The organism is Comamonas testosteroni ATCC 11996 (genome assembly GCF_000241525.1).
In the GTDB taxonomy this organism is placed as follows: domain Bacteria; phylum Pseudomonadota; class Gammaproteobacteria; order Burkholderiales; family Burkholderiaceae_C; genus Comamonas; species Comamonas testosteroni.
In genome coordinates, this window is the sequence record NZ_AHIL01000004.1 from 55,623 (window position 1) to 80,052 (window position 24,430).

The 24,430-nt window shown below is 64.2% G+C and carries 22 protein-coding genes and 2 tRNA genes; 14 read left to right on the top strand and 10 right to left on the bottom strand.

Annotation, left to right across the window (positions count from 1 at the left end; genetic code table 11):
* Position 1: 1 nt before the first annotated feature.
* The 5 genes from CTATCC11996_RS02685 to CTATCC11996_RS02705 form a co-directional block, all read right to left on the bottom strand.
* Entirely contained in the window at positions 2-541 is a 540-nt protein-coding gene (locus CTATCC11996_RS02685) for a CbrC family protein (RefSeq protein WP_003072757.1), read from the bottom strand.
* 12 nt (positions 542-553) lie between these two features.
* Positions 554-1,045 carry a low molecular weight protein-tyrosine-phosphatase gene (locus tag CTATCC11996_RS02690; protein ID WP_003072758.1) on the bottom strand — a complete coding sequence of 164 codons (492 nt, stop codon included), beginning with the start codon at positions 1,043-1,045 and terminating at the stop codon, positions 554-556.
* The gene (locus CTATCC11996_RS02695) at positions 1,042-1,410 is read right to left on the bottom strand and encodes a hypothetical protein (protein WP_003072759.1); all 369 of its coding nucleotides are present in this window, start codon (positions 1,408-1,410) and stop codon (positions 1,042-1,044) included. The genes CTATCC11996_RS02690 and CTATCC11996_RS02695 overlap by 4 nt, the downstream gene beginning before the upstream one ends.
* Positions 1,411-1,514: 104 nt before the next feature.
* The gene (locus CTATCC11996_RS02700) at positions 1,515-2,585 is read right to left on the bottom strand and encodes an adenosine deaminase family protein (RefSeq protein ID WP_003072760.1); all 1,071 of its coding nucleotides are present in this window, start codon (positions 2,583-2,585) and stop codon (positions 1,515-1,517) included.
* Between the two features lie 50 nt (positions 2,586-2,635).
* Positions 2,636-3,421 (bottom strand): sulfite exporter TauE/SafE family protein, encoded by a 786-nt coding sequence (locus CTATCC11996_RS02705; RefSeq protein ID WP_034348090.1) that lies wholly within the window; start codon positions 3,419-3,421, stop codon positions 2,636-2,638.
* 45 nt (positions 3,422-3,466) lie between these two features.
* Here CTATCC11996_RS02705 and CTATCC11996_RS02710 point away from each other — a divergent pair, with 45 nt between their 5' ends.
* Entirely contained in the window at positions 3,467-6,037 is a 2,571-nt protein-coding gene (locus tag CTATCC11996_RS02710) for an ABC transporter permease (RefSeq protein WP_003072764.1), read from the top strand.
* Positions 6,038-6,039: 2 nt separating this feature from the next.
* Here CTATCC11996_RS02710 and CTATCC11996_RS02715 read toward each other — a convergent pair whose 3' ends face one another.
* Complete coding sequence (locus CTATCC11996_RS02715) at positions 6,040-6,915, bottom strand: LysR family transcriptional regulator (RefSeq protein ID WP_003072766.1); 876 nt, start codon at positions 6,913-6,915, stop codon at positions 6,040-6,042.
* Positions 6,916-7,131: 216 nt separating this feature from the next.
* On the opposite strand from CTATCC11996_RS02715, the gene CTATCC11996_RS02720 reads away from it, so the two are divergent.
* From CTATCC11996_RS02720 to CTATCC11996_RS02740, 5 genes are all read left to right on the top strand, one after another.
* Positions 7,132-8,616, top strand: coding sequence for an MFS transporter (locus CTATCC11996_RS02720; RefSeq protein WP_034348114.1), 1,485 nt, complete (start codon positions 7,132-7,134; stop codon positions 8,614-8,616).
* Positions 8,606-9,010, top strand: a complete 405-nt coding sequence (locus CTATCC11996_RS02725; protein ID WP_003072770.1) for a group II truncated hemoglobin — start codon at positions 8,606-8,608, stop codon at positions 9,008-9,010. Before CTATCC11996_RS02720 ends, CTATCC11996_RS02725 begins: the two co-directional genes overlap by 11 nt.
* Positions 9,011-9,104: 94 nt before the next feature.
* The gene (locus CTATCC11996_RS02730) at positions 9,105-11,195 is read left to right on the top strand and encodes a bifunctional 2',3'-cyclic-nucleotide 2'-phosphodiesterase/3'-nucleotidase (protein ID WP_003072771.1); all 2,091 of its coding nucleotides are present in this window, start codon (positions 9,105-9,107) and stop codon (positions 11,193-11,195) included.
* A 97-nt stretch (positions 11,196-11,292) separates the two neighbouring features.
* The gene (locus tag CTATCC11996_RS02735; protein ID WP_003072774.1) at positions 11,293-11,880 is read left to right on the top strand and encodes a LemA family protein; all 588 of its coding nucleotides are present in this window, start codon (positions 11,293-11,295) and stop codon (positions 11,878-11,880) included.
* Positions 11,881-11,884: 4 nt separating this feature from the next.
* Positions 11,885-12,913: a M48 family metalloprotease gene (locus CTATCC11996_RS02740; protein WP_003072776.1), complete on the top strand. Its 1,029-nt coding sequence runs from the start codon at positions 11,885-11,887 to the stop codon at positions 12,911-12,913.
* A gap of 63 nt (positions 12,914-12,976) precedes the next feature.
* Here CTATCC11996_RS02740 and CTATCC11996_RS02745 read toward each other — a convergent pair whose 3' ends face one another.
* Both CTATCC11996_RS02745 and radC read right to left on the bottom strand, forming a co-directional pair.
* Entirely contained in the window at positions 12,977-13,633 is a 657-nt protein-coding gene (locus tag CTATCC11996_RS02745) for a Smr/MutS family protein (RefSeq protein ID WP_003072778.1), read from the bottom strand.
* Entirely contained in the window at positions 13,630-14,322 is a 693-nt protein-coding gene (radC, locus tag CTATCC11996_RS02750; protein ID WP_003072780.1) for a RadC family protein, read from the bottom strand. Before radC ends, CTATCC11996_RS02745 begins: the two co-directional genes overlap by 4 nt.
* Positions 14,323-14,437: 115 nt before the next feature.
* Between radC and CTATCC11996_RS02755 the strand changes: the two genes are divergently transcribed.
* The 5 genes from CTATCC11996_RS02755 to CTATCC11996_RS02775 all read left to right on the top strand — a co-directional run bounded on the left by CTATCC11996_RS02755 (position 14,438) and on the right by CTATCC11996_RS02775 (position 17,598).
* Complete coding sequence (locus CTATCC11996_RS02755) at positions 14,438-14,908, top strand: FKBP-type peptidyl-prolyl cis-trans isomerase (RefSeq protein WP_003052041.1); 471 nt, start codon at positions 14,438-14,440, stop codon at positions 14,906-14,908.
* A gap of 1 nt (position 14,909) precedes the next feature.
* Entirely contained in the window at positions 14,910-15,899 is a 990-nt protein-coding gene (ispH, locus tag CTATCC11996_RS02760; RefSeq protein ID WP_003072784.1) for a 4-hydroxy-3-methylbut-2-enyl diphosphate reductase, read from the top strand.
* Between the two features lie 182 nt (positions 15,900-16,081).
* Positions 16,082-17,398: a serine--tRNA ligase gene (gene serS, locus CTATCC11996_RS02765; RefSeq protein ID WP_003072786.1), complete on the top strand. Its 1,317-nt coding sequence runs from the start codon at positions 16,082-16,084 to the stop codon at positions 17,396-17,398.
* Positions 17,399-17,429: 31 nt separating this feature from the next.
* Positions 17,430-17,519 (top strand) — tRNA-Ser (locus CTATCC11996_RS02770).
* Between the two features lie 2 nt (positions 17,520-17,521).
* Positions 17,522-17,598: transfer RNA gene (locus CTATCC11996_RS02775), tRNA-Arg, on the top strand.
* A 123-nt stretch (positions 17,599-17,721) separates the two neighbouring features.
* On the opposite strand, the gene CTATCC11996_RS02780 is transcribed toward CTATCC11996_RS02775, so the two are convergent.
* Positions 17,722-18,687, bottom strand: coding sequence for a bifunctional enoyl-CoA hydratase/phosphate acetyltransferase (locus CTATCC11996_RS02780; RefSeq protein ID WP_003072788.1), 966 nt, complete (start codon positions 18,685-18,687; stop codon positions 17,722-17,724).
* A 251-nt stretch (positions 18,688-18,938) separates the two neighbouring features.
* A complete protein-coding gene (gene xsc / locus CTATCC11996_RS02785) occupies positions 18,939-20,750 on the bottom strand; it encodes a sulfoacetaldehyde acetyltransferase (RefSeq protein WP_003072792.1) in 1,812 nt (603 codons plus the stop codon).
* A 134-nt stretch (positions 20,751-20,884) separates the two neighbouring features.
* Here xsc and CTATCC11996_RS02790 point away from each other — a divergent pair, with 134 nt between their 5' ends.
* Genes CTATCC11996_RS02790 through CTATCC11996_RS02800 form a run of 3 tightly spaced genes read left to right on the top strand, consistent with a single transcriptional unit; the run spans position 20,885 to position 24,382 of the window.
* Entirely contained in the window at positions 20,885-21,709 is an 825-nt protein-coding gene (locus tag CTATCC11996_RS02790) for an IclR family transcriptional regulator (protein WP_003072795.1), read from the top strand.
* Entirely contained in the window at positions 21,702-22,685 is a 984-nt protein-coding gene (locus CTATCC11996_RS02795; RefSeq protein ID WP_003072798.1) for an AAA family ATPase, read from the top strand. Before CTATCC11996_RS02790 ends, CTATCC11996_RS02795 begins: the two co-directional genes overlap by 8 nt.
* Positions 22,682-24,382: a cobaltochelatase CobT-related protein gene (locus CTATCC11996_RS02800; protein ID WP_003072803.1), complete on the top strand. Its 1,701-nt coding sequence runs from the start codon at positions 22,682-22,684 to the stop codon at positions 24,380-24,382. Before CTATCC11996_RS02795 ends, CTATCC11996_RS02800 begins: the two co-directional genes overlap by 4 nt.
* Positions 24,383-24,430 lie beyond the last annotated feature (48 nt).

Below are 24,430 nucleotides of genomic sequence, written 5' to 3' on the forward strand. Positions count from 1 at the left end.
TTCAGGTGCAATCGGTGTGCAGCCGGTGTGTGCCGCACTCCATACAGCGAAACAGATAGCCACCCACGGGATCGCCGGTCTTGCTGATGGCCTGCAGATAACGCTCGGGCATGCCGGCGATATCGCCTTGAAGCTCGGCCTGAAGGGTTTGGATTTCGGCGTAATCGGTATAGCCGACAAAGGCACAGGGCTGGTTGCAATGCACCAGCCATTGTTCCTGCTGCCAACTGTTATAGCTGGGAGTGCGGTCGCAGACTTCCAGCAGCAGCACGCGATCCATGACGATGCTGTCAGGCTCGGCGGGGTCGCTGCTTACACCCTCAATGCCCAGATAGTCGTTGAATTCACCCTTGTAGCGCTGGGCTGCGCTGCCGTCGGCAATGCACCAGGGACACAGATAGTCCGGCTCTTCGCGGCTGTAAAACGAGCTGTTGTACTTGAGCTCACGCGCTTGGCCGCAGCAGGAGCAGATACCGCTTTCGGCCACAAACAGATCCAGCGCATAGGCATTGGGGCTGAGACGAAATTTCGGCAAATCCATGGAGCGCTCCGTTCAGGTCTGGCGATTCTGGGCGATGGCTTGCAGCAGATTCCGGCAGGCATCTTCCACCAGATCGAGCACATGCTCGAAGCCGCTGTCGCCGCCATAGTAGGGGTCGGGTACTTCGGGCTCGTCAAAGCGCTGGCAGTAGTCGGTCAGCCGCTTCATGCGCTGCTGCTGGGCGGGCGTGGCGATGCGGCGCGCAGCGACTTCGTTGGCGCTGTCCATCACCAGCACCAGATCGAAAGCGTCAAAATCCTGCTTTGTCAGCTGCCGCGCACGCTGCTCGCTGAGGTCATAGCCCCGGCGTCGTGCATGCTGCTGGCTGCGGGCATCGGGGGGCTCGCCAACGTGATAGCCGTGCGTGCCGGCGGAGTCCACCTGCACCAGATGCTGCAGACCCGCATCCGCCACCATTTTTTCCAGCACGCCATGGGCAGTGGGACTACGGCAGATATTTCCGGTGCAGACCATGAGAACGCGAACGGGTTTGGCGGCAGTCATGGCTGATCTTTCGCTGTGGCTTGTACCTCGGCCATCCTGGTTTCCAGTGTGCGGATCTGGGTCTTGAGCTGGCGCATGCTGCTTTGCATGGTCACGCCCAGCAGGCGGCGCATGCCTTCAAAGAACAGCACCATGAAGAGCACCACGGGCAGCACACCCCAGCGCAGCCAGGGCGAGGCATGGTTGATCCAGGCGACGGCGCAGACCACCACGGCCATGGCTACGGCAAGATAGTTCCATTTCCTCGAACTCTGCATCTTGTTTTCGTACTTCTGCGCCGTGGCTTCGAGCTGCTGCTCGGTGACTCTGAGTTTGGCAATCGACGCCTGAATCTCTTCAAGGCTGGCTGGCTTGTCTGACGGCATGGTGCAGATGGTCGGTAAGAGAGGAGGCGGGTGTTTTGCCTGCCTGCCTGAATTGATTTTGATAGCTGAAGCGCTTGATGGACAAGCACTGCAGCGATATTTGATTAGAAGTGGTGTGTGCTGCTCAATGTATCGAACTCGTCGCTCCACTGCTGGCGCAGGCTGCGCCTTTCGCTCTCGTCTATCCAGGCCGCATCGATGCCGTTGAGCATGAAGTCCCTGAGATCGGCCTTTGAAAAACCAAAGTCGCAGACCATCTTGGTCCAGGCTCCTGTGGGGTCCACATGGTGCAGCGTGGGGTCGTCGGTGTTGGGGTGGATGCGAATGCCCATGGAAGGCATTTTTCGGATCGGGTGATCCAGCGCCCAGCGCTCGGGTGCCAGCGTGCGCAGATAGTAGGAGTTGGTCGGCACCACGGTGAACACAATGCCCAGATCTGCGCAGCGCCGGGCCAGCTCCGGGTTGTCGATGACGGTGTAGCCATGATCGACACGATCCACCTTGAGCGTCTCGATGGCGGTCTGCAGATTGTTCCAGGGCAGGCCGAACTCGCTGGCATGGGCCGTGGTCTTGAGGCCGTTGCGACGCGCCAGCGCATAGGCTTCGACAAACAACTCGGGCGGGCGCTCGTTTTCGCGGTAGTCGATGCCGATGCCGGGCACATCTTCATGGCGGTTGTCCAGCATCCATTGCACCATCTGCACGGCGGCCTCGGCTGGGGCTTCGCGGTCAATGGACGGCACCAGGCGGCCACGTATGCCGCAATCCTTTTGCGCAGCTGCGGCGCCGGCCAGAATGGCTTGCTGGGCGACGGCATAGCTCATGCCCGAGCATTGAACCGTGCCCGTGGGGTTCCAGAAGAATTCGGCATAGCGCACATGGTGGGCGGCGGCATCCTGCAGATATTCATAGGTAATGCGCTCCAGATCGGCCGGCGTCTGCAGCAGCCACTCGTCGAGTGCGCGCAGCACGCGCAGCACGCCCACGGGCTTTTCGCCGCGCGTGTAGAAAGCCTCGATTTCTTCGGCAGTCAGCGGTGCCTTGGCGCGCTGCACCAGTTCGATGAAAGTATTTTTTCTGACCGTGCCCAGCAGGTGACAGTGCAACTCCATCTTGGGTATGGCGTGGGAAAAGGCGGTCAGTTCAGGTGTGGGGGCGGTAGGCGCGGCATTCATGCCGCAGATGGTAGTGGCTTGCGATCAGCCTTGCCGTAGGCAGTTTTACGTTAGGGCGCCAGGAACAGCCGCGGCACGGACGCCGCCAGCATGGCGATGCCAGAGCAGGTCAGCAGGCTCAGCACGATCTGGCGAAAGCGCGCATCGCTCACGCCCTTGTAGACGCGGGTGCCGAAGATCACGGGCACCAGCACGGCGGGCAGCACCACGGCAAACGACGGCCACATGGCGGGCTTGACCAGGCCGGTTGCCAGATAGCTGGCCATGGTGACGGCCAGCACCGAGAGGTTGAAGTTCTGGATCACCGTGCGCTGCATATGGCGCTCAAAGCCACGCAGCGTGCACCACAGCGTGGGCACGGTGCCGCTGAAGCCGCCCAGCCCGCCCATGGCGCCGCCGATGAGCCCTGCAAGCGCATCGCTGCAGCGGGCCAGCAGGCCGCCGCCCAGCGTCAGCCGGGGCAGATGGGCGCTCAGCAGCATGGTGGGGCACCACAGCACCAGCAGGCAGCCCAGGCCCAGCTTGAACCAGTCCATATTGAGATGCGGCATCACGGCCACGCCCATGGGAATGCCGACCAGTCCGCCCGCGATGAAGGGCAGCAGCGACTTCCAGTGAAATTCGCGCCGTACGGTGAAGGCCGCAATGATCTGGCCCGTCAGCGAGCCAAACACCGAGAGCACGGCGGCCAGTTGGGGCTCCAGCACCCAGGCCCAGAACGACATGGCCACCATGCCAAAGGCAAAGCCCGACAGCCCCTGCACAAAGCCTGCCACCGCAGCCCCCAGGGCCACCACCAAGATCACTTCCACGTTCTGGTCTCCGTCTGAAGGCATCGATTATCGTCCCGCTCAAGCAGGACATTGCCATGCAGTTCTGGCATGGCGCCAGGCCGCTGCGCTATCGTGCAGACCATGCAAGCATCATCTGTCTGGATTCTGGGACTGCGCAATCTCTGGCGCGATCTGCGCGCTGGCGAGCTGCGCCTGATCATCGTGGCCGTGCTGCTGGCCGTGGCTGCACTGAGCTCGGTGGGCTTTTTTGCCGACCGCCTGCAGGCCGGCCTTCAGCGCGACGCCCGTCAACTGCTGGGCGGCGATGTGGTGGTGGTCAGCGACAATCCCGCCCCCGCGGTTTTCGTGCAGCAGGCACAGCAGCAGGGACTGCAGACCGTGGCCACGGCCAGCTTTCCCACCATGGCGCGGGCCGCCCAGGAGCAGGGCGGAGCCAGCCGCCTGGTGGCGCTCAAAAGTGTGGACCCCGGCTACCCGTTGCGCGGCGTGCTGCATCTGAACCAGGGGCCGGGGCAACCGGATCTGGAGGTGCGCGCGATTCCTGAAAACGGCCATGCCTGGGTCGATGCGCCGCTGCTGGAGGCGCTGGGTCTGAAGCTCGGCGACCGACTGCTGCTGGGCGATGCAAGCTTTCATATCTCGCACATCATTGCCATCGAGCCCGATCGTGGTGCGGGCTTCATGAGCTTTGCCCCGCGCGTGATGATCAACAGCGCCGACCTGCCCGCCACGCGCCTGGTGCAGCCGGCCAGCCGCATCACCTATCGCCTGGCCGTGGCGGCGCAGGCAGACGCCGGGCGCGGCGCGCAGCGGGCTGCACAGGACTATCTGGGCTGGGCGCAGGAGCTGGCCAAGAGCCTGCATGGCGTGCGTGTGGAATCGCTGGAAAGCGGACGCCCCGAAATGCGCCAGACCCTGGACAGGGCCGAGAAGTTCCTGAGTCTGGTGGCCCTGCTCTCGGCACTGCTCTCGGCCGTGGCCGTGGCACTGGCCGCGCGCGCCTTTGCCAACAGTCATCTCGATGCGTCGGCCATGCTGCGCGTGCTCGGCCAGAGTCAGCGCCGCATTGCCCTGGCCTATGTCGTGGAGTTCGTGAGCATTGCCCTGGCTGCCAGCGCGGCCGGCGTGTTGCTGGGCTGGGCCGTGCACCATGTGTTTGTCTGGCTGCTGGCCGGACTGGTCGAGTCCGCCCTGCCTGCGGCCAGCCTGTGGCCCGCATTGTTCGGCATGGGCATGGGGCTGACTCTGTTGCTGGCTTTTGGCCTGCCGCCCGTGCTGCAACTGGCGCAGGTGCCGCCGCTGCGCGTGATGCGGCGCGACCTGGGGGCGCTCAAGCCAGCATCGTGGCTGGTGCTGGGTGTGGGCGTTACGGGTTTTGCGGCCTTGTTGATGGTCGCCAGCCGCGACATCAAGCTGGGCCTGATTGCCGTGGGCGGCTTTGCCGTGGCCGTGCTGCTGTTTGCGGGCCTGGCCTGGCTGGCCGTCAAGCTGCTGCGGCAGGTGGTCAATGAGAGCACGGCGCCGCGCTGGCTGGTCATGGCCACGCGCCAGGTATCGGCCAAACCCGTGTATGCCGTGGTACAGGTCAGCTCGCTGGCCGTGGGGCTGCTGGCTCTGGTGCTGCTGGTGCTGCTGCGCACCGATCTGATTGCCAGCTGGCGCAAGGCCACGCCGGCCAATGCGCCCGATCGCTTTGTCATCAATGTCCAGCCCGATCAGGCGCAGGACTTTCAGGCCGCGCTGAAGAAGGCCGGCGTGCACAGCTATGACTGGTATCCCATGATTCGCGGCCGGCTGATCGCCGTCAACGGCAAGGCCGTCAGCCCCGATGACTATGAGGAAGACCGCGCCAAGCGCCTGGTGGACCGGGAGTTCAATATCTCCACTGCCGAAACCATGCCGGATCACAACCAGATCGTGGGCGGCCGCTGGCAGACGGGCGAGCAGGGCGCGATCAGCATGGAGGAAGGCATTGCCAAGACCCTTGGCCTGAAGCTGGGCGACACGCTGCGCTTCGATATCGGCGGCGAGGAGAGCGAGGCCCGCATCACTAGCCTGCGCAAGGTGGACTGGAGTTCCATGCGTGCCAACTTCTTTGTGATCTACCCCGTGCAGCATCTGGACAACGTGGCCGTGACCTACCTGGCGGCCTATCGCGCACCCGACATCAAGGGCTTTGACAATGCGCTGGTCAATGAATTTCCCAACATCACCAATGTTGACCTGAGCAGCACGCTGGCCCAGGTGCAACAGGTGATGGACCAGGTCATACGCGCCGTGGAGTTCCTGTTCGGCTTCACACTGGTGGCGGGACTGGTGGTGCTGTTTGCCTCCGTCACCGGCACGCGTGAGGAAAGAGCACGCGAATACGCCATCATGCGCGCCGTGGGAGCCAGATCGGGCCTGCTGCAGCAGGTGCAAAGTGCCGAGCTGGCCGGAGTGGGCCTGATGGCCGGCTTTCTGGCCAGCTGCGTGGCCCTGGCCGTGGGCTGGGCGCTGGCGCGCTGGGTGTTCGATTTCGAATGGAATGTGCTCTGGTGGGTGCCGCTGGTGGGCGCGCTGGCGGGTGCATTGCTGGCCTGGCTGGCCGGCTGGTGGGCGTTGCGCGAGGTGGTCAGCCGCCCGGTGATGATCACGCTGCGCCAGGCTGCGGAATAAGGCTAGCCCTTGAACAGCCGCTCGCTCGCAAAATCCACAAAGGCCCGGACCTTGGGCGAGAGCTGGCGGCTGGAGGGCCAGAGTGCGGAGAATTGCCCGCTATGCGTGAGCTGCTGCGCCAGGACCTGCTGGAGTTCGCCACGCGCCAGTGCGTCGCGGGCCAGGAAGTCGGGCATGTAGGCCAGGCCCAGGCCTGAGACGGCTGCGCCCAGCATGGCTTCCATGTTGTTGCAGACCAGGGCGATGGGCATGGCCGGCAGCCCGGGCAGCGTCCACTCCTCGAGCTTGCCGCTGTTCAGAAAGCGATAGCGCAGGCTGGTGTGTCCGGCAAGGTCGGCCGGCGTCAGCGGCACGCCGCGCTCGGCCAGATAGGCCGGTGAGGCCGCCAGAATGAAGCGAAACGGTCCGAGTCGGCGCGCCACCAGCCGCGAGTCGGCCAGCTCGCCGCTGCGGATGACCACATCAAGGCCGGCCTCGACGACATCGACCAGATGGTCGTTGAAGTCCAGATCCAGCTCCACTTCGGGATAGCGGGCCTGGAATTCGGGCAGCACGGGTAGCAGAAAACGGTAGCCGATGGTGGGCAGGCTCACGCGCAGCCGGCCGCGCGGCGCTTGGGCGGCGGCCTGCATGGCAGCGCGCGCATCATGCAGCTCGTCAAGGATGCGTCGGCAGCGCTCGTGAAACAGCGTGCCTTCCTGTGTCAGACGCACCTGGCGTGTAGTGCGATGAAACAGGCGCAGGCCGAGCTGCTGCTCCAGGCGCGCCACGTTCTTGCCCACGGCCGAGGCCGAGATGCCGAGAGCGCGGCCGGCCTCGGCAAAGCTCAGGAGATCGGCGGCACGTACAAAGGACTCAAGTCCGCTGAAGCTGTCCATGGTGATTGGCAACCTTTGGTTGGGATTATGGGGAGTGCTGAAGCTATTTTCGTTTCATTGGAGCGCTTTTATCGTTCATGTCTGATTGATTCACGACGCCAGCCCTCCATGTCCTGCTCCACTTCCCCATCCCGCCCGCAGGCGGATCTTCCTGTTGGTGCCCGCCGCGCATCGCCTGCCTGGGTGCTGCTGTCGGTCTGCCTGGCCGCTCTGGCCATGCCGCTGAGCTTTACCGGGCCGGCCGTGGCGCTGCCGGCGCTGCGCGATGCGCTGGGCGGCGGCCCTCTGGCGCTGAACTGGGTCACCAATGCCTTCATGCTGAGCTTCGGTGCCACGCTGATGGCGGCAGGAGCACTGGCCGACATCTACGGGCGGCGGCGTGTATTTCTCGCGGGGCTGGGCGTCGTGGTTGGCAGCGTGCTGCTGCAGGTCTGCCTGCAAGGCAAGGGGGCCATCATCGGCTTCGATCTGCTGCGGGCGTTGCAGGGGCTGGGTGCAGCTGCTGCATTGGCGGCAGGCACAGCAGGCCTGGCCCAGGCCTACGATGGTGCCAGGCGTACCCGGGCCTTCAGTTTCGTGGGCACCTCCTTTGGTGTTGGGCTGGCCTTCGGGCCATTGCTGTCGGGCTGGTTGCTGCAGAGCTGGGGCTGGCGCAGCGTGGTGCTCAGCGCAGCCGCCGCGGCATTCGCTGCGCTGCTGCTGGGCCTGCGCCATATGCCGGAATCGCGCAATCCGCAGGCACAGCGGCTGGACCTGCCGGGTGCGCTGTCGTTCACGCTGGCGCTGGCTCTGTTGACCTGGGGCATGCTGCAAGTCCCTGAAACGGGCTGGTTGCATGGCCGCACATGGCTGCCCCTGGCGGCAGCCCTGCTGGCGGCAGCGGCCTTCGTGCAGATCGAGCGACGCAGCTCCCATCCCATGCTGGATCTGTCGCTGTTCCGCTATCCGCGCTTTGTCGGCGTACAGCTGCTGGCTGCAGCACCTGCCTATGCCTTTGTGGTGCTGCTGGTGCTGCTGCCGCTGCGCTTCATCGGCGTGGAAGGCCTGGCACCGCTCGAGGCCGGGCAGCGCATGTTCGTGCTGTCGCTGCCCATGCTGTGCGTGCCGTTGCTGGCGGGCTGGCTCTCGCGCTGGCTGTCGGCAGCCTTGCTCTGTGGGGCGGGACTGCTGGTCTGCTCCATGGGCTTGCTGTGGCTGGGCCGCTGCGCGCCCGGCTCGGACCTGGCGCAGATGGCCGCACCGCTGCTGCTGATCGGTCTGGGCATAGGACTGCCCTGGGGGCTGATGGACGGGCTGGCCGTGACGGTGGTCCCGCGCGAGCGTGCCGGAATGGCCACGGGCATCTTCAGCACCGTGCGTGTGGCGGGCGAAGGCATTGCGCTGGCCGTAGTCGGGGCGGCGCTGGCAGCGCTGCTGGCGCGGGAGCTGACGGCCATCTGGCCGTCCATGCAGCATGGCTCGGCCGTGGCCCAGATGCTGGTCACCGGCAATATGCAGGGAGCGCTGGCGCTGATGCAAGGCGCATCAGCCGCAGAGCTGATCAGGGCCTATGGCCTGGCTTTTTCCAGCTTGCTCGATGTGCTGGCCGGCGTGACGGTGCTGACGGCCGTTGGCGTTTTCGCATTCCTGCGCTCGGGTACGGACATGCCGCATGTCCGACAATCGGGACTGACTCGCAAAGCCGCTACACATGCAGATTGAAGAAAAGCCCCCGTTTGACACCCCCTACGAATGGATAGGTGGCGAAGACAAAGTCCAGCAACTGGTTGACCGTTTCTATGACCTCATGGATCTGGAGCCTGGCTACAAGGAGCTGCGTGCCGCCCATGGCAGCACGCTGGCCGATGCGCGCCAGAAGCTGTTCTGGTTTCTCTGCGGCTGGCTGGGCGGCCCCGACTATTACCAGGATCGTTTCGGCCATCCGCGTCTGCGCATGCGCCATATGTCGTTTTCCATCGGCATTCAGGAGCGCGACCAGTGGGTGGCCTGCATGGATCAGGCAATGGGCGAGACCGAAGTACCCGAGGCCTTGCGCACGCGCCTGAAGGCCAGCTTCATGAACACGGCGGACTGGATGCGCAATCGCGGCGCCTGAGTTCCTGAGTCCAGTTTCAAAGCGTCAAATTTCCTTCATGACGCTGTAAAAAGCTCTGTAGACACTGCCTGTTTTTCAACAAGCAGGGTCAACCATGCAGGATTTCGATTTGCCTGGCGCAAAGCTGCGCTCAGGCGGTTTCTTCTCGGCATTGCAGCAACGCCGTCATGTGCTGACGGCGGTGGGCTGTGCAGCATTGCTGGCTGCCTGCGGCGGCAGCGACGACAGCAGCACAGCGCCTGTCAGCGCGCAGCCTGCCACGGCGACGCTGGCCGTTCTGGAGACCACGGATCTGCACTTCAATGTGCGCAGCTATGATTACTTCAAGCTGGCCGAAGACAAGACCTATGGCTTCGAGCGCACGGCCACGCTGATCCGTGCGGCTCGCAAGGAATTTGCCAACACGCTGCTGGTGGACAACGGCGACACCATCCAGGGCACGGCACTGGCCGACTACGAGGCCGAGGTAAAGCCCATACCCTGCACGCAGCAGCTGTCCATGTACAAGGCCATGGGCGCATTGAGCTTTGACGCGGGCACGCTGGGCAATCACGAATTCAACTACGGCCTGCCCTTTCTCAACCAGGTGCTGGGCGGAGGCCTGGATGTGGATGGCGTGGATGCCAGTCAGAAATGCGCGGGCAACGGCTATCCGGCCGTACTGGCCAACGTCTACAGCAGCAAGACCAAGAAGCCGCTGGTGCAGCCCTATGCCGTGCTGGAGCGCACCATGGTGGCCAAGGGCAGCGATGGCAAGGAAGTCAAGCTGCCCATCAAGATCGGCGTGATCGGCTTCACCACACCGGGCATCATGAACTGGGACAAGCGCTATCTGGAAGGCAAGGTCTACACCGAGGGCGCGGTAGAGGCTGCCGGCAAATACGTGCCAGAGTTGCGCGCCAAGGGCGCCGATGTGGTGGTGGCGCTGCTGCATGGCGGTCTGGACGGATCGGCCTATTCGGCCACCATGGAAAACCCCGGCCTGTATCTGTCCAAGGTGGCGGGCATCGATGCCATGGTCATGGGTCACCAGCACAGCGTGTTCCCCGATCTGTCGGCCAAGCCAGCCTATAGCCAAAGCGGCGTGGACAATGCTGCCGGCACCATCAACGGCGTGCCTGCGGTCATGGCCAGTTCCTGGGGCAAGGCGCTGGGCGTGATCCAGCTGCCGCTGCAATGGGACGGCAAGAAGTGGAGCGTGGCCAAGACCGGCAGCAAGAGCGAGCTGCGCAACATCCAGAAAAAGGATGCCGCAGGTGCCACGGTGTTTGTGGATGCCGACCCGGCCGTTGCTCCGCTGATCGAGACACAGCATCAGGCAGCCATCAGCTACGTGAAGACGCCCATTGGCAGCACTGACTTCCGCATGAGCACGCTGTTTGCCGATGTAGGCGACCCCGGCGCGATCCAGGTCGTCAACCAGGCCCAGCAGGCCTATGTGGCCAGCTATATCAAGGCCAATCTGCCGCAGTACGCCAGCCTGCCCGTGCTGTCGGTGAGTGCGCCGTTCAAATCCGGATTCCAGGGTGGCAAGGACTTCACCGACGTGGCCGCCGGCTCGCTCGCCATCTACAACGCGGCTGACCTGTATCTCTACCCCAACACCGTGTACGCGGTGAAGGTCAATGGTGCCGACATCAAGAGCTGGCTGGAGGCTGCCGCCAAGCGCTTCAACCAGATCGATGTGAACAAGACGACCGAGCAGCCGTTGATCAGCAGCTTCCCGGGCTATAACTTCGATATGTTCACCACGGCCGATGTGCAGTACGAGATCGATGTGACCCAGCCGCTGGGCAGCCGCATCAAGAACCTGAGCTATCTGGGCAAGCCCATTGATACGGCGCAGGAGTTCGTGATCGCCACCAACAACTACCGTGCCACCAGCGGTGCCAGCTTCATCCCCAAGCTCGACGGCTCGTCGGCCATCTGGGCATCGCCCGATGCGAACCGCGATGTGGTGATCGAGTATGTGCGCAAGAACCCGCAGATCACCAGGGCGGCCAATGGCGCAGCCAAGAGCTGGCGCTTTGCCAAGGTGACGACGGCCGGCCCGGTGGTGTTCAGCTCCGGCACCAACGCCTTGAGCGTGGCCCAGGCTGCGGGTTTGTCGGGCGTGTCGGTGCTTGCGGCCGATGACGGCTCGGGCAAGGGCATGAGCAAATACCAGCTAGATCTGTCCAAGTAGGCGGCGTTGCCGCAATGACTGCCGCCGTGGCTCCAAAGGCCACGGCGGCTTTTTTCTGGGACTGGCTATGATGCGAGAAAATTTTCAGGGAGAGGGTATGACGGCATATATCGCGCTGGCAGTGGTGGTGGTGATCGTGATCTGGGCAATTGCCCTCTACAACCGCTTGCGCACGCACAAGAACCAGGTGGAGAACGCATTTGCGCAGATCGATGTGCAGCTCAAGCGCCGTCATGACCTGATTCCCAATCTGGTGGAGGTTGCACGCGGCTATATGCAGCATGAGGCCCAGACGCTGGAGGCCGTGATTCGCGCACGCGGCGAGGCCGTCAGCGCTGCCGACAAGGCGCGTCAGTCGCCGGGCAAGGCGCAGGCCATGGGGGCACTCATGGCTGCGGAGCAGGTGCTGGGTGGTCAGGTAGGCCGTCTGATGGCGTTGGCCGAGGCCTATCCCACGCTCAAGGCCGATGGCCGCATGCAGCAGCTCAGCGAAGAGATCACCAGCACCGAGAATCGCATCGGTTTTGCGCGTCAGTCCTATAACGACGAGGTGCTGGAATTCAACAACCAGGCCGGACAGTTTCCGGATCTGATCGTGGCGCGGCTGGTGGGTTTTGTGCATATGGACATGCTGGCTTCGACCCAGAGCGAGCAGGAACGAGCCGTCCCCCAGGTCAGGTTCTGAGCGCATGCGTTTCTGGGAGCGACAGCGCGAAGCCAGGCGCAGCACGCGCTGGTTGCTGCTGGTGTTCGGCCTGTGTGTGCTGGCCGTGGTGGCGTCGGTGCATCTGGGCCTGATGCTGGCCTGGTGGCTGGGCACTCTGGCCTTTGGCGGCTGGGACTATCCCACGGGCTTTGCGACGGTGAATATCGGCGTGACCTTGCTGCTGGTGCTGGGCGGCTGCTGGATAGAGCTGGACCAACTGCGCCACGGCGGGCGCCAACTGGCCCAGCGCGTAGGAGCACGCGAGGCCAGACCCGGCAGCTCGCTGGCCGAGCAGCAACTGTGCAATATCGTTCATGAAATGTGCATTGCGGCACACTGGCCTGCACCCCAGGTCGCGGTGCTGGCGCGGACCGAGGCCATCAATGCCTTTGCGGCGGGCTGGGATGCGCAAGACGCCGTCATTGCCGTGACCCAGGGTGCGCTGGACCAGCTCAGCCGTGAGGAAATGCAGGGTCTGGTAGCGCATGAGCTGTCCCATCTGCGTGAGGGCGACACGCGGCTGAACATGCAGCTGGCCGGCATGGTCTATGGGCTGGAGCTGATTCACAACTTCGGCCAGAACCTGCGCGAGCGCGACAGCATCCTTACGCAATGGTTCGGCCTCTTCATCCAGGCTGCGGGCTTTGTCGGCTGGCTCGGCGGCCAATTGCTCAAGGCCGCCGTATCGCGCCAGCGCGAGTATCTGGCAGATGCCCGCGCCGTGCAGTGGACGCGCAGCAAGGACGGGCTGGGCGGCGTGCTGCGCAAGGTGCTCACGCAGCGCGAACTGGCCGAGCAGCAGTACGGCAGCTGGCAGCAGGACACGCGCAGCCACCAGGGGCTGGACAAGCGCATCGTGCAGCACATGCTGCTGGCCGAAACACCCCATGCCAGCCGCCTCGAAGACTGGCTGGAATCCCACCCCACGGTGCCCGAGCGCATACGCCGCATTTACGGCCGCGATATGCGGCCGCTGCCCTTGCCGCTCAACACCGTGCCGCAGGGGAGATAAGCCTTTTGGGCTCAAGCCCAATGGAGATAGGCGCGAGCAGCTATCAGGTCGGAAGGATGGGGCTCAGAACAGCTTGCGCTTGCCCGGCTGCAGCAGCACCACCAGTGCGCCCGCGCCCCCTTCGGCCGGGCGGGCCTGGACAAAGGCCAGAACCTCTTTTTTCTGAACCAGCCAGCGCTGAACCTTGCCCTTGAGAACGGGGGTGCGGCCCGGCGATCCCAGGCCCTTGCCGTGCACGATGCGCACGCAGCGCACGCCCGTGCGGTGCGACAGGCGGATGAACTGGCCCAGCGCCTCGCGGGCTTCGTCCGAGCGCAGGCCGTGCAGGTCCAGCTGGCGCTGAATGCTCCAGTGGCCGCCACGCAGCTTGCGCGTCACGTCGAGACCGATGCCGGGGCGGCGAAAGCTCAGCTGATCGTCCACGTCCAGCAGGGTGCTGACATCGAACTCATCGCTCATGGCTTCGCGCAGCACGTTCTGTTCGTCCAGCACCATCTGCAGCGGCAGCGGCGAGGGGGCCGGCTCCACAAAGCTGACTTCGTTGCGCGAGCGCAGCGGCGTGACCTTGCCGACGCTGAGCGCAAACAGATTGCGTTCACGCTCGCGCGCTGCACGCGCCTCGGCCTGCGCGAGGGCCAGGGCTTCGGCCTGTTCGCGCATTTGCTTGAGATGGCGGGAGATGCCGGCCAGATCCTGCAGCGAGCGGTGTGCGTGGCTCATAGCAGACCCTCCTCGGCCATGGAGCAGGCAGCGCCCGGCCCGACGATGATGTGGTCGAGCACGCGTACATCGATCAAGGCCAGAGCGGCCTTGAGAGTGGCGGTCAGCGCGCTGTCGGCACTGCTGGGCTGCACGTTGCCGCTGGGGTGGTTGTGCGCGAGGATCACCGCGCCGGCCTGATGGTGCAGGGCGCGCAGCACGACTTCACGAGGGTAGACGGAGGTTTGCGTCAAGGTACCGCGAAACATTTCTTCAAGAGCCAGCAAGCGGTTCTGGCTGTCCAGAAACAGCACGGCAAACACCTCGTGCGGCCTGGCTGCCAGATGCAGCTGCAGATAGTGCTTGACGGCTTCGGGGGAGGAAAAGACTTCCCGCTCGCGCAGCTGCTGTGCCGTGGCACGGCGGGCCAGCTCCAGCACGGCCATCAGCTCGGCTCGCTTGGCAGGGCCCAGGCCTTTGACGGTTGTCAAAGCCTGGTAGTCGGCGGCCAGCAGTCCGGCCAGACCGCCTGCTCCCTGGCCATCACCGGGCAGCTCCAGCAGCTCCTGCGCCATCTGCAGCACTGTCTTGCCGGCCATGCCGGTGCGCAAAATGACGGCCAGCAACTCGGCATCCGAGAGCGCCGCCGCACCCCGCTGCGCGAGCTTTTCGCGCGGCTGGGCATCCAGGGGCAGGTCTTTGATGGGCATGGGTGTCAGTGCTCGCTTGCACAAGGTGGGGAAGGGACGGGCCGGCCATCTCAACGCAGCCGCGAAGAGGTTATAGGCTCGCTCTTACAATGCAGCCCAGTTTATCGGGACTTTCATGACCACAAGCGCAACCCCTTCGGATCTGCCCGTCGTGCAGGCAGGCTCTTTTCTCACGCTGCATTACCGCCTGGCGGGCCCTGCGGGCGATGTGATCAATACCTTCAACGAAAAGCCGGCGACGCTGTCGCTGGGCGCGGGCGAGCTGTCGCCGGCCATGGAAGACAAGCTGATCGGCCTGGCCGAGGGCACGCACACCACTTTCGAGCTGCCCGCAGGCGAGGCTTTTGGTGAGCGCAACCCCGACATGATGCAGTGGGTGGCCCGCAAGCTCATGAACGAGCTCGGCGACCCGCATGAGCAATACACCGCAGGCGATGTGGTGCAGTTCCCCACGCCCGATGGCAGCGGCAGCTACGCCGGCGCCGTGGTGCAGGTGCGCGAGGACGGCGCCGTGCTGTTCGACTTCAACCACCCGCTGGCCGGCCAGCCCGTGACGTTTGAAGTGAAGCTGATCGGGGTGCTCTGAGGTGGTGGGAGCCAAGGAAGTCCTGCTGGCCGAACCGCGCGGCTTTTGCGCCGGGGTGGATCGCGCCATCGAGATCGTGGAGCGGGCGCTGGCCAAGTTCGGTGCGCCCATCTATGTGCGCCACGAGATCGTGCACAACACCTTTGTGGTCAACGACCTCAAGGCCAAGGGAGCCATCTTCATCGAGGAGCTCGACGAGGTGCCGCCCGGCGCCACGCTGATCTTCTCGGCCCACGGCGTCTCCAAGGCCGTGCAGCAGGAGGCCGAGCGCCGCGGCTTTGCCATCTTCGATGCGACCTGCCCGCTGGTCACCAAGGTGCATGTGGAAGTCGCCAAGCTGGCCAAGGAAGGCTACGAATTCCTCATGATCGGCCACAAGGGCCATCCCGAGGTCGAAGGCACCATGGGCCAGCTCTCCGAAGGCATTCACCTGGTCGAGGACGAGGGCGATGTGGCCAAGGTGGCGCCGCGCCAGACCGAAAAGCTGGCCGTGGTGACGCAGACCACGCTGTCGGTCGATGACGCCGCAGGCATCAAGGCCGCCATCAAGGCGCGTTTTCCGCAGGTGCGCGAGCCCAAGCAGCAGGACATCTGCTATGCCACGCAGAACCGCCAGGACGCCGTGAAGGTGCTGGCACCCCAGGTGGATCTGGTCATCGTCGTCGGCAGCCCGACCAGCTCCAACAGCAACCGCCTGCGCGAGCTGGCCGATCGCCTGGGCACGCCTGCCTACATGGTGGACAACGCGCTCGAGCTCAAGCAGGAGTGGTTTGCCGATGCGGCCCGCGTGGGGCTGACGGCCGGTGCCTCGGCGCCCGAGGTGCTGGTCGACGAGGTCATCGCCCGCATCCGGCAACTGGGTGCAGTCGCCGTGCGCAAGATGGACGGTATCGAGGAAACCATCAAGTTCCCGCTGCCCAAGGGTCTGAAGATCGACGCGGCCACGGGCCTGGAGATCGAAGTGCGCAAGGCGCCCGAGACCGGACATTGAGTCACAGCAAGCTGATTGCTTGCAACTTCATAGCGTCTTGCGCATGTTATTCAAACACTTCAGATGGTTTTTATCTGAGAATCTATGAATAGCCTGCGCAAGGCGCTTTGCTTTTGATAGCTGACTGCTGCCATCCCCCGGGTATCGGCCGGGTGTGGCCAGTCGCTCTAAAATCCCCCTCTATGCTCGACATTCAACTTCTCCGCAAAGACCTGGATTCAGTCGTCGCCCGACTGCAAACCCGCAAGAACCCCCAAGCCTTCCTGAACGTGGAAGCCTTCAAGGCGCTGGAATCCGAACGCAAGTCCATCCAGACGCGCACGGAGGAGCTGCAGTCCAAGCGCAACCAGCTGTCCAAGCAGATCGGCATGTTGATGGGCAAGGGCGAAAAGGACGCCGCCGAAGCCGCCAAGGCCGAAGTGGCCGCCATGAAGACCGAGCTGGAACAATCGGCCACGCGCCTGGACCAGATCCAGACCGAGCTGCAGGCCATGCTGGTGGCCGTGCCCAATCTGCCTCATGAGTCCGTGCCCGTGGGTGCCGACGAAGAAGGCAATGTGGAAGTGCGCCGCTTCGGCACGCCGAGGAATTTCGACTTCGAGATCAAGGATCACGTGGATCTGGGCGCGCCCATCGGCCTGGACTTCGAAGCCGGCGTCAAGCTCTCCGGTGCCCGCTTTACCGTGATGCAGGGCCAGATCGCGCGCCTGCACCGTGCGCTGGCCCAGTTCATGCTGGATCTGCAGACCGAGCAGCATGGCTACACCGAATGCTATGTGCCTTACATCGTCAACAGCGATTCGCTCAAGGGCACGGGCCAGCTGCCCAAGTTCGAAGGCGATCTGTTTGCGGCCCAGAAGGGCGGCCAGGATGCCGAACCCCTGCCCGACACCGCGGCTCTGTACCTGATTCCCACGGCCGAAGTGCCGCTGACGAATCTGGTGCGCGACGAAGTGCTGGCCGAAGACCGCCTGCCCATCAAGCTGACCGCACACAGCCCCTGCTTCCGCTCGGAAGCCGGCTCCGGCGGCCGCGACACGCGCGGTCTGATCCGTCAGCACCAGTTCGACAAGGTCGAGATGGTGCAGATCGTGCATCCCGAAAAGAGCTATGAAGCGCTGGAAGAGATGACGGGTCACGCCGAAGCCGTGCTGCAGAAGCTGGGCCTGCCGTACCGCGTGATGAGCCTGTGCACCGGCGACATGGGCTTTGGCGCTGCCAAGACCTACGACCTGGAAGTCTGGGTGCCGGCACAGGGCACCTACCGCGAAATCAGCTCGGTCTCCAACTGCGAAGCCTTCCAGGCGCGCCGCATGCAGGCCCGCTTCAAGAATGCGCAGGGCAAGAACGAACTGGTGCACACGCTCAACGGTTCCGGCCTGGCCGTGGGCCGTACGCTGGTCGCCGTGCTGGAGAACTATCAGAACGCCGATGGCTCGATCACCGTGCCCGAAGCACTGGTTTCGTACATGGGTGGCAAAACTTTGCTGAAGGCCTGATTTTTTAGGCTACAATAGATGCTTCGACACAGGAGAGGTGGCAGAGTGGTCGAATGTACCTGACTCGAAATCAGGCGTACGTGCAAACGTACCGTGGGTTCGAATCCCACCCTCTCCGCCAATGCGGCTGTAGCTCAGCTGGATAGAGTACTTGGCTACGAACCAAGGGGTCGTGGGTTCGATTCCTGCCAGCCGCACCAAACGTTAAGCCTCAGAGTAGAAATACTCTGAGGCTTTTTCGTTTCTGGCGTCTGCCCAAGATAGGCGATTGAAGAAAGGCCCGGCCACCACAGTGTCCGGCCGGACCTTGATCAGGTCTTGTTCTATGCCTGCATCTCTGCGCTGGACAGCACGGCCAGGGCGCAGGAAGCGATGCGGCTGGCCACCGAGTCGGAGCGGCTGGTCAGCACGATGGGCACGCGCATGCCCAGTACCAGGCCCGCGCATTCGGCGTTGGCCATGTAGACCAGTTGCTTGTAGATCATGTTGCCGGCTTCCAGGTTGGGGGCCAGCAAGATATCGGGGCGACCGGCGACATCGGAGACGATGCCCTTGTTGTGTGCCGAGTGCAGGGAGATGGCGTTGTCGTAAGCGAGCGGGCCGTCAAAGATGCCGCCCGTGATCTGGCCGCGGTCGGCCATCTTGCACAGGGCTGCCGCATCGATGGTGCCTGGAATGGCAGGGTTGACGGTCTCCACTGCCGACAGCAGGGCCACGCGTGGCTGGACTATGCCGATGGCATGGGCCAGATCGACCGCATTCTGGGCGATATCGCGCTTTTCCATCAGGCTGGGAAAGATGTTGACCACGCAGTCGGTCATCAGCAGCGGACGGTCGTAGCCGGGGATGTCCATGATGAAGACATGGCTGGCCCGGCGGCTGCCGCGCAGACCGGCTTCACGCGCCACGGCCGCGCCCAGCAGATCGTCGCTGTGCAGGCTGCCCTTCATCAGGGCCCGGGCCTGGCCATCGCGGCACAGGGCTGCGGCCTGGGCCGCAGCGATGCGGGCGTCGTCCGCCGTGGAGTGAATCTCGGCGGCAGACGGATCGAGACCGGCAGAGCGGGCTGCGGCTTCGATACGCTGGCGCGGTCCTACCAGCAGGGGCCTGATCAGGCCGGCGTGCGCCGCTTGCATGGCCGCCTGCACAGAGCCTGCGTCGCAGGGGTAGGCCACGGCCACAGGAATCGGGCCGCGGGCCCGGGCCTGGTCGATCAATTGCTGGAGATGGGGACGCGGCGTGGCGGGTGCATCGTCGGCGGCCACGGCAAGTGAGAGTGGGGGAGTCATGAAAGCTCCTGCGGGGAGTACAGGGCCCGGCGTGAGCAACGCAGGGGTCTGGGAGTCGGCTTTCGAGGGCCTTGCGCTTCACTCAGGCGCATGAAACCGGCGCGGCCCAACCCAGGGACACCGAGGAAGGGCCTGGGCTGGCCGCGCCGCCCCGCACCGAGGGTGTCGCCCCCCTCCCCCGCGAAGCGGGTAGAGAGGCGCCGTGCAACGAGGGTGAAGGCGCGCAGCGCCTCAGGGGGTGTCAGACGGCGTCAGACATAGTCCTTGTACTTGTCCAGCATGCGCACGGGCTTGGACAAGGCGTCGCGGCGGAAGGGATCGCCGAGTTCGCGGGTGCACATGATCTCGATCACGCAGGTCTTGCCTTCCTTCATCTGCATGTCGATGGCCTTTTGCAGTGCCGGGCCCACATCCTCGATGTGGTCCACCACGATGCCTTCGGCTCCCATGGCCTTGGCAATGTCGGAAAAGCTTTCGCTCTCGAGCTCGCCGGCCACGAAACGGCGGTTGTAGAAGTCCACCTGGTTCTTCTTTTCCGCACCCCACTGGCGGTTGTGGAACACCACGGCGGTCACGGGGATGTCGTGGCGCACGGCGGTCATGATTTCCATCATGCTCATGCCCCAGGCACCGTCACCTGCATAGGCGATGGCCGGGCGATCGGGGGCTGCGCACTTGGCGCCGATGATGGTGGGTAGGGCATAGCCGCAGTTGCCGAAACTCATGGGGGCAAAGAAGCTGCGCGGCTCGTCGAAGCGCAGATAGCTGTTGGCCACCGAGTTGATGTTGCCGATGTCGGTAGACACCATGACGCGTGCCGGCATGGCTTTTTCGAGTTCACGCAGCACCTGGCGGGGATGCAGATAGCTGCCGCCGGTCGGCGTGCGCTCGCCCTTGGCCTCTTCGATCATGTCCAGGCTGTAGGGGTCGCGTTCATGGGTCCAGCCGTCGAGCTCCTTTTCCCAGGCGGCTTTTTCCGTGGCGATGGTGTCGGCGCGCGCGGCCTTGGTGGCGTCACAGCCCAGCGTCACATCGGCCAGGCGCCTGCTCAGCTCGGCCGCTACGGCCTTGGCATCGCCGTTGATGCCCACGGCAATCTTCTTGACCAGGCCCAGATTGGTGTGATCGGCCTCGATCTGGATGATCTTGGCGGTCTTGGGCCAGTAGTCCATGCCATGCTGGGGCAGGGTGCCGAAGGGTCCCATGCGCGAACCCAGCGCAATCACCACATCGGCCTGGGCGATCAGCTTCATGGCGGCCTTGGAGCCCTGGTAGCCGAGCGGGCCGGCCCACAGCGGGTGCTTGGCGGGGAAGGCATCGTTGCGCAGATAGCCGGTGGCCACGGGCGCGCCCAGGCGCTCGGCCAGCTGCCTGGCTTCCTCCACGGCATCGCCCATGACCACGCCGCCGCCGGCCAGGATCACCGGGAACTTGGCGGTCTTGAGCAGCTCCACGGCGGCCTGCAGGCTGGCTTCGCCGCCATGGCCGCGGTCCACGCGCATGGGCTTGGGAATCTCGCACTCGATCTCGCCGTAGAAGTAATCACGCGGAATATTGAGCTGGGTCGGGCCCATCTCGGACATGGCACGGTCGAAGACGCGGCCCGTGAACTCGGCCATGCGCTTGGGGTTGCAGACATGGCCCTGGTACTTGGTGAACTCCTGGAACATGGGCAGCTGGTTGGCTTCCTGGAAGCCGCCCAGGCCCATGCCCATGGTGCCGGTCTCGGGAGTCACGATCACCACCGGGCTGTGCGCCCAGTAGGCTGCGGCAATCCCGGTCACGCAGTTGCTGATGCCGGGGCCGTTCTGGCCGATCACCACGCCGTGGCGACCCGAGACGCGGGCATAGCCGTCGGCCATGTGGGCCGCACCTTGCTCATGCACCACCGGGATCAGGCGAATGCCTGCGGGCGCGAAGATGTCCATGGCATCCATGAAGGCGGAACCCATGATGCCGAACATCTCGCTGACGCCATTGGCGACGCAGGTTTCCACGAATGCTTCCGAAGGGGTCATCTTGTGAACGCCTTCAACCACTTTACGATTGTCCGTTGCAGCCATCTTTGTCTCCTTAAAAAATTGAAACCTATGGTTCCGGAAAAAGAAATAACGATGTCAGTCTATGGCATTTTTTCGAGTTTATGCAAGTAAATTTCTTTTTGCGGAACAAATTGACTCGAAAAATGGAAATTACTATGATCGACAACGATATGAAGCACAGCGAAGACACCCCCTCGGCTCGCCTGGACGGAGACACGCCCAATCTGCGTTTGTTCGCGCTGCTGGAAGCCGTGGCGCAGAAGAGCCAGCCCTTCACCTTGCAAACCATGGTGGAGGAGACAGGGCTGCCCAAGCCGACCATGCACCGCATGCTTGCGCAGCTGGAGGGCGCCGGAATCCTGCAAAGAGATGGCAACGGCCGCCACTACGGCACGGGCCAGCGGCTGATGCGGCTGGCGCAGAACGTGTTGCTCAACAACACCACGCATGGCGCGCGGCATGCGGTGCTGACTCAACTGGTGCGCGAGCTCGGCGAGAGCTGCAACATCACGGCTTTTTCGGGCAGCGAGGTCCTGTATCTGGACCGCGTGGAGACGCCGGCCCCGCTGCGCTTTTATCTGCATCCGGGCTCGCGCGTGCCCGCGCACTGTTCGGCCACGGGCAAGCTGTTCCTGAGCCAGATGTCGCCCGCTCAGCGCCGCCGGCTGCTGGCCAATGTGCCGCTGGAAGCGTTCACCGGCAACACGCTGACGACCTTCGAGGCGCTGGAGCAGGAGCTCGATCAGGTGCGGACGCAGGGCTACGCCTTCGACAACGAGGAGTTCCTGCCTGGGTTGCTGTGCCTTGGCGTGCTGGTGCCTGCACCCAATGGCAACTCCAATATGGGGCTTGCCGTGCAGGCGCCCATCATGCGTTTTTCCAAGGAGAAGGCCTTGTCCTTTCTTCCCAAGCTGCAGGCGGCCGTCGAGGCGATCGCCCGCATTAACGATGACGTTCCACCGGAAACCGATGATGACTGACCTGAGCCAGCTGCAGCCCACCCGCACCGTCAGCGTGCGCGATGTATTTGGCATCGACACGGACATGAGCGTGCCGGCTTTTGCCGAGCCGAGCGAACATGTTCCCGCCATTGACAAGGCCTACCGCCTCAATCCGCAGGTGACGCAAGCCATCCTGGCGGGCTTCGCGCACAACCGGCGCGTCGTCATTCAGGGCCTGCATGGCACGGGAAAATCCACGCATATAGAGCAGGTGGCCGCCAGGTTGAACTGGCCCTGCGTGCGCGTGAATCTGGACGGTCATATCAGCCGCCTGGATCTGGTGGGCAAGGACAGCATCGTGCTGCAGGAAGGCAAGCAGGTGACCCAGTTCCAGGAAGGCATTCTGCCCTGGGCACTGCAGCGGCCCGTGGCCATGGTGTTTGACGAGTACGACGCCGGACGCCCCGACGTGATGTTCGTCATCCAGCGGGTTCTGGAGCGTGAGGGCAGCTTTACCCTGCTCGATCAAAAGCGCGTGATCCAGCCGCATCCGTGCTTTCGGCTGTTTGCCACCATGAACACCCTGGGGCAGGGCAATCTCAACGGGCTCTATCACGGCACGCAGCAGCTCAACCATGCCCAGCTCGATCGCTGGAATCTGGTCACCAGCCTGAACTATCTGCCCCCGGCCGAGGAAGCGGCCATCGTGCTGGCGCGTGTGCCGGAGCTTGCTACCGCCGACGGGCGCCGCAAGGTGGACGCCATGGTGGCGCTGGCCGGGCTGACGCGCAAGGGCTTTGCCGTGGGGGATCTGTCCTTGCTGATGTCTCCGCGCACGGTGATCAACTGGGCCGAGAACATCGCCATCTTCCACGACCTGAAGCTGGCCTTCGAGCTGTCGTTCCTCAACAAATGCGAGCCTGCCGAGCGCGCCATCGTGAGCGAATATTTCCAGCGCTGCTTCGCCCAGGAGCTGGCGCAGCCCGCAGAACCAGCACTGGCGTTGCTGGCATGAGCGCCGGGACCTCCGGCCCTGCCTCGCTGTCCTGTATGGAGGCCTGGGGCGGCGCCATGCTGCGCGCGGTCACCGGCGACGTCAGCCTGCAATGGAGCGGTCAGACGCTGTACCGCGGCACCACGCCCATACCCCAGGCGGCGGCCCACCATACCCAGGTGCCGGTGCAGCAGACGGATCAGCGCGGCCTGCTCGACAGCATGGGGCTGCGTCTGCAGTGGAGCGACCAGGCCCTGTTTCAGGCGCATCTGCCCGAGGACCCGGTGGAGCGCATGGTGTTCGAGCTGCTGGAGCAGTTGCGCGTGGAGAGTCTGGTGCCCGAGGCCTGGCCCGGAGCGCGCGAGAATATGCGCCAGCGTTTTGTGAACTGGTGCCAGGCATTCGTGGATTCCGGCCTGACGGAAAGCAGTCTTGGCATCTTGCTGTTTACGGTGGCCATCACGGCCTGGAGCCGGCTGACCGGGCATGAGATACCGGAGCGCATGGCTGATCTGGTGGAGTCCACGCGGATGTCCATGGCTTGCCCGCTGGGCCGGCACTGGGATGAACTGCGGCGCTTCAGAGACCGGCAGCTCCAGTTTGTCGAGCCAGCCCTGGCCGTCAGCCGCTGGGTCGGCATGGCGGTGCGTGCGGCGCAGGAGGATGCGCCGCGCGGTGCCGGCGGCCCCAGGCGACGCAGCAGTTTTGCCCTGCCTCTGCACTTTGAGTCTCAGAGTCAGGACGGCATGCCCGTGGCGCAAAGCGGCGACAGCCGGGCCTGGGCCGGCACCGCGCAAAGCTACCGGGTTTTCACGCGTGAGTTCGATAGGGAGGTGCAGGCCGGCGAATTGATCCGCGCGTTGCAGCTGGCCCAGTTCCGGGAGCAGATGGACGAGGAGCTGGCGCGCTCGGGATTGCAGCAGGCCGGGCGGCTGGCGCGCTATCTGCAGCAGCGCCTGGCCAGCACGCAGCGCAATGGCTGGAACTTCGGGCTGGAGGAAGGCCATCTGGACGGCAGCCGCCTGTCCCAGCTGGTGACGGACCCGCAGCAGCGCGCGATTTTCAAGGACGAAATGCAGCGCCCCGTCAACGAGACCGCAGTCACCATTCTCATGGACTGCTCGGGATCCATGAAAACCTTTGCCAAGCCCCTGTCGCTGTTGCTCGATGTGCTGGGGCGAGCGCTGGAGATGGCCGGTGCGAGCGTGGAGATACTGGGTTTTTCCACGCAGGCCTGGAATGGCGGCAGAACGCGCCGCCGCTGGCAGCGCGCCGGCCAGCCCCAGTTTCCGGGGCGTCTCAACGAGCGCCTGCACATTGTCTTCAAGGACGGGGCCAAGCCCTGGCGTCACGCCCGGCATGGCATTGCGGCGCTGCGCAAGCCCGACATCTTTCGTGAAGGCATCGACGGCGAGGCCGTGGAATGGGCGTGCCAGAGGCTGCGCGCCAAGACCGCGCAGCGTCGTATCCTGCTCGTGATCTCCGATGGCTGTCCCATGGACACGGCGACCCATCAGGCCAATGACGAGCATTATCTGGATCAGCATCTGCGGCAGGTTCTTGCCGCCCAGGAGCGCATGGGCGGCGTGAAGGTCTGTGCCCTGGGCGTAGGGCTGGATTTGGGGGTCTTCTACCGTCAAAGGCTTGCCGTCGATCTGCAGCACGATATCGACGAGGCCCTGCTGTTTTCGGTGGCCGAGATGCTGTGCAAACGATGACAGGGATGGACTGTGCGACCCATCCCCGCGATGGGGCCGCACACGGCT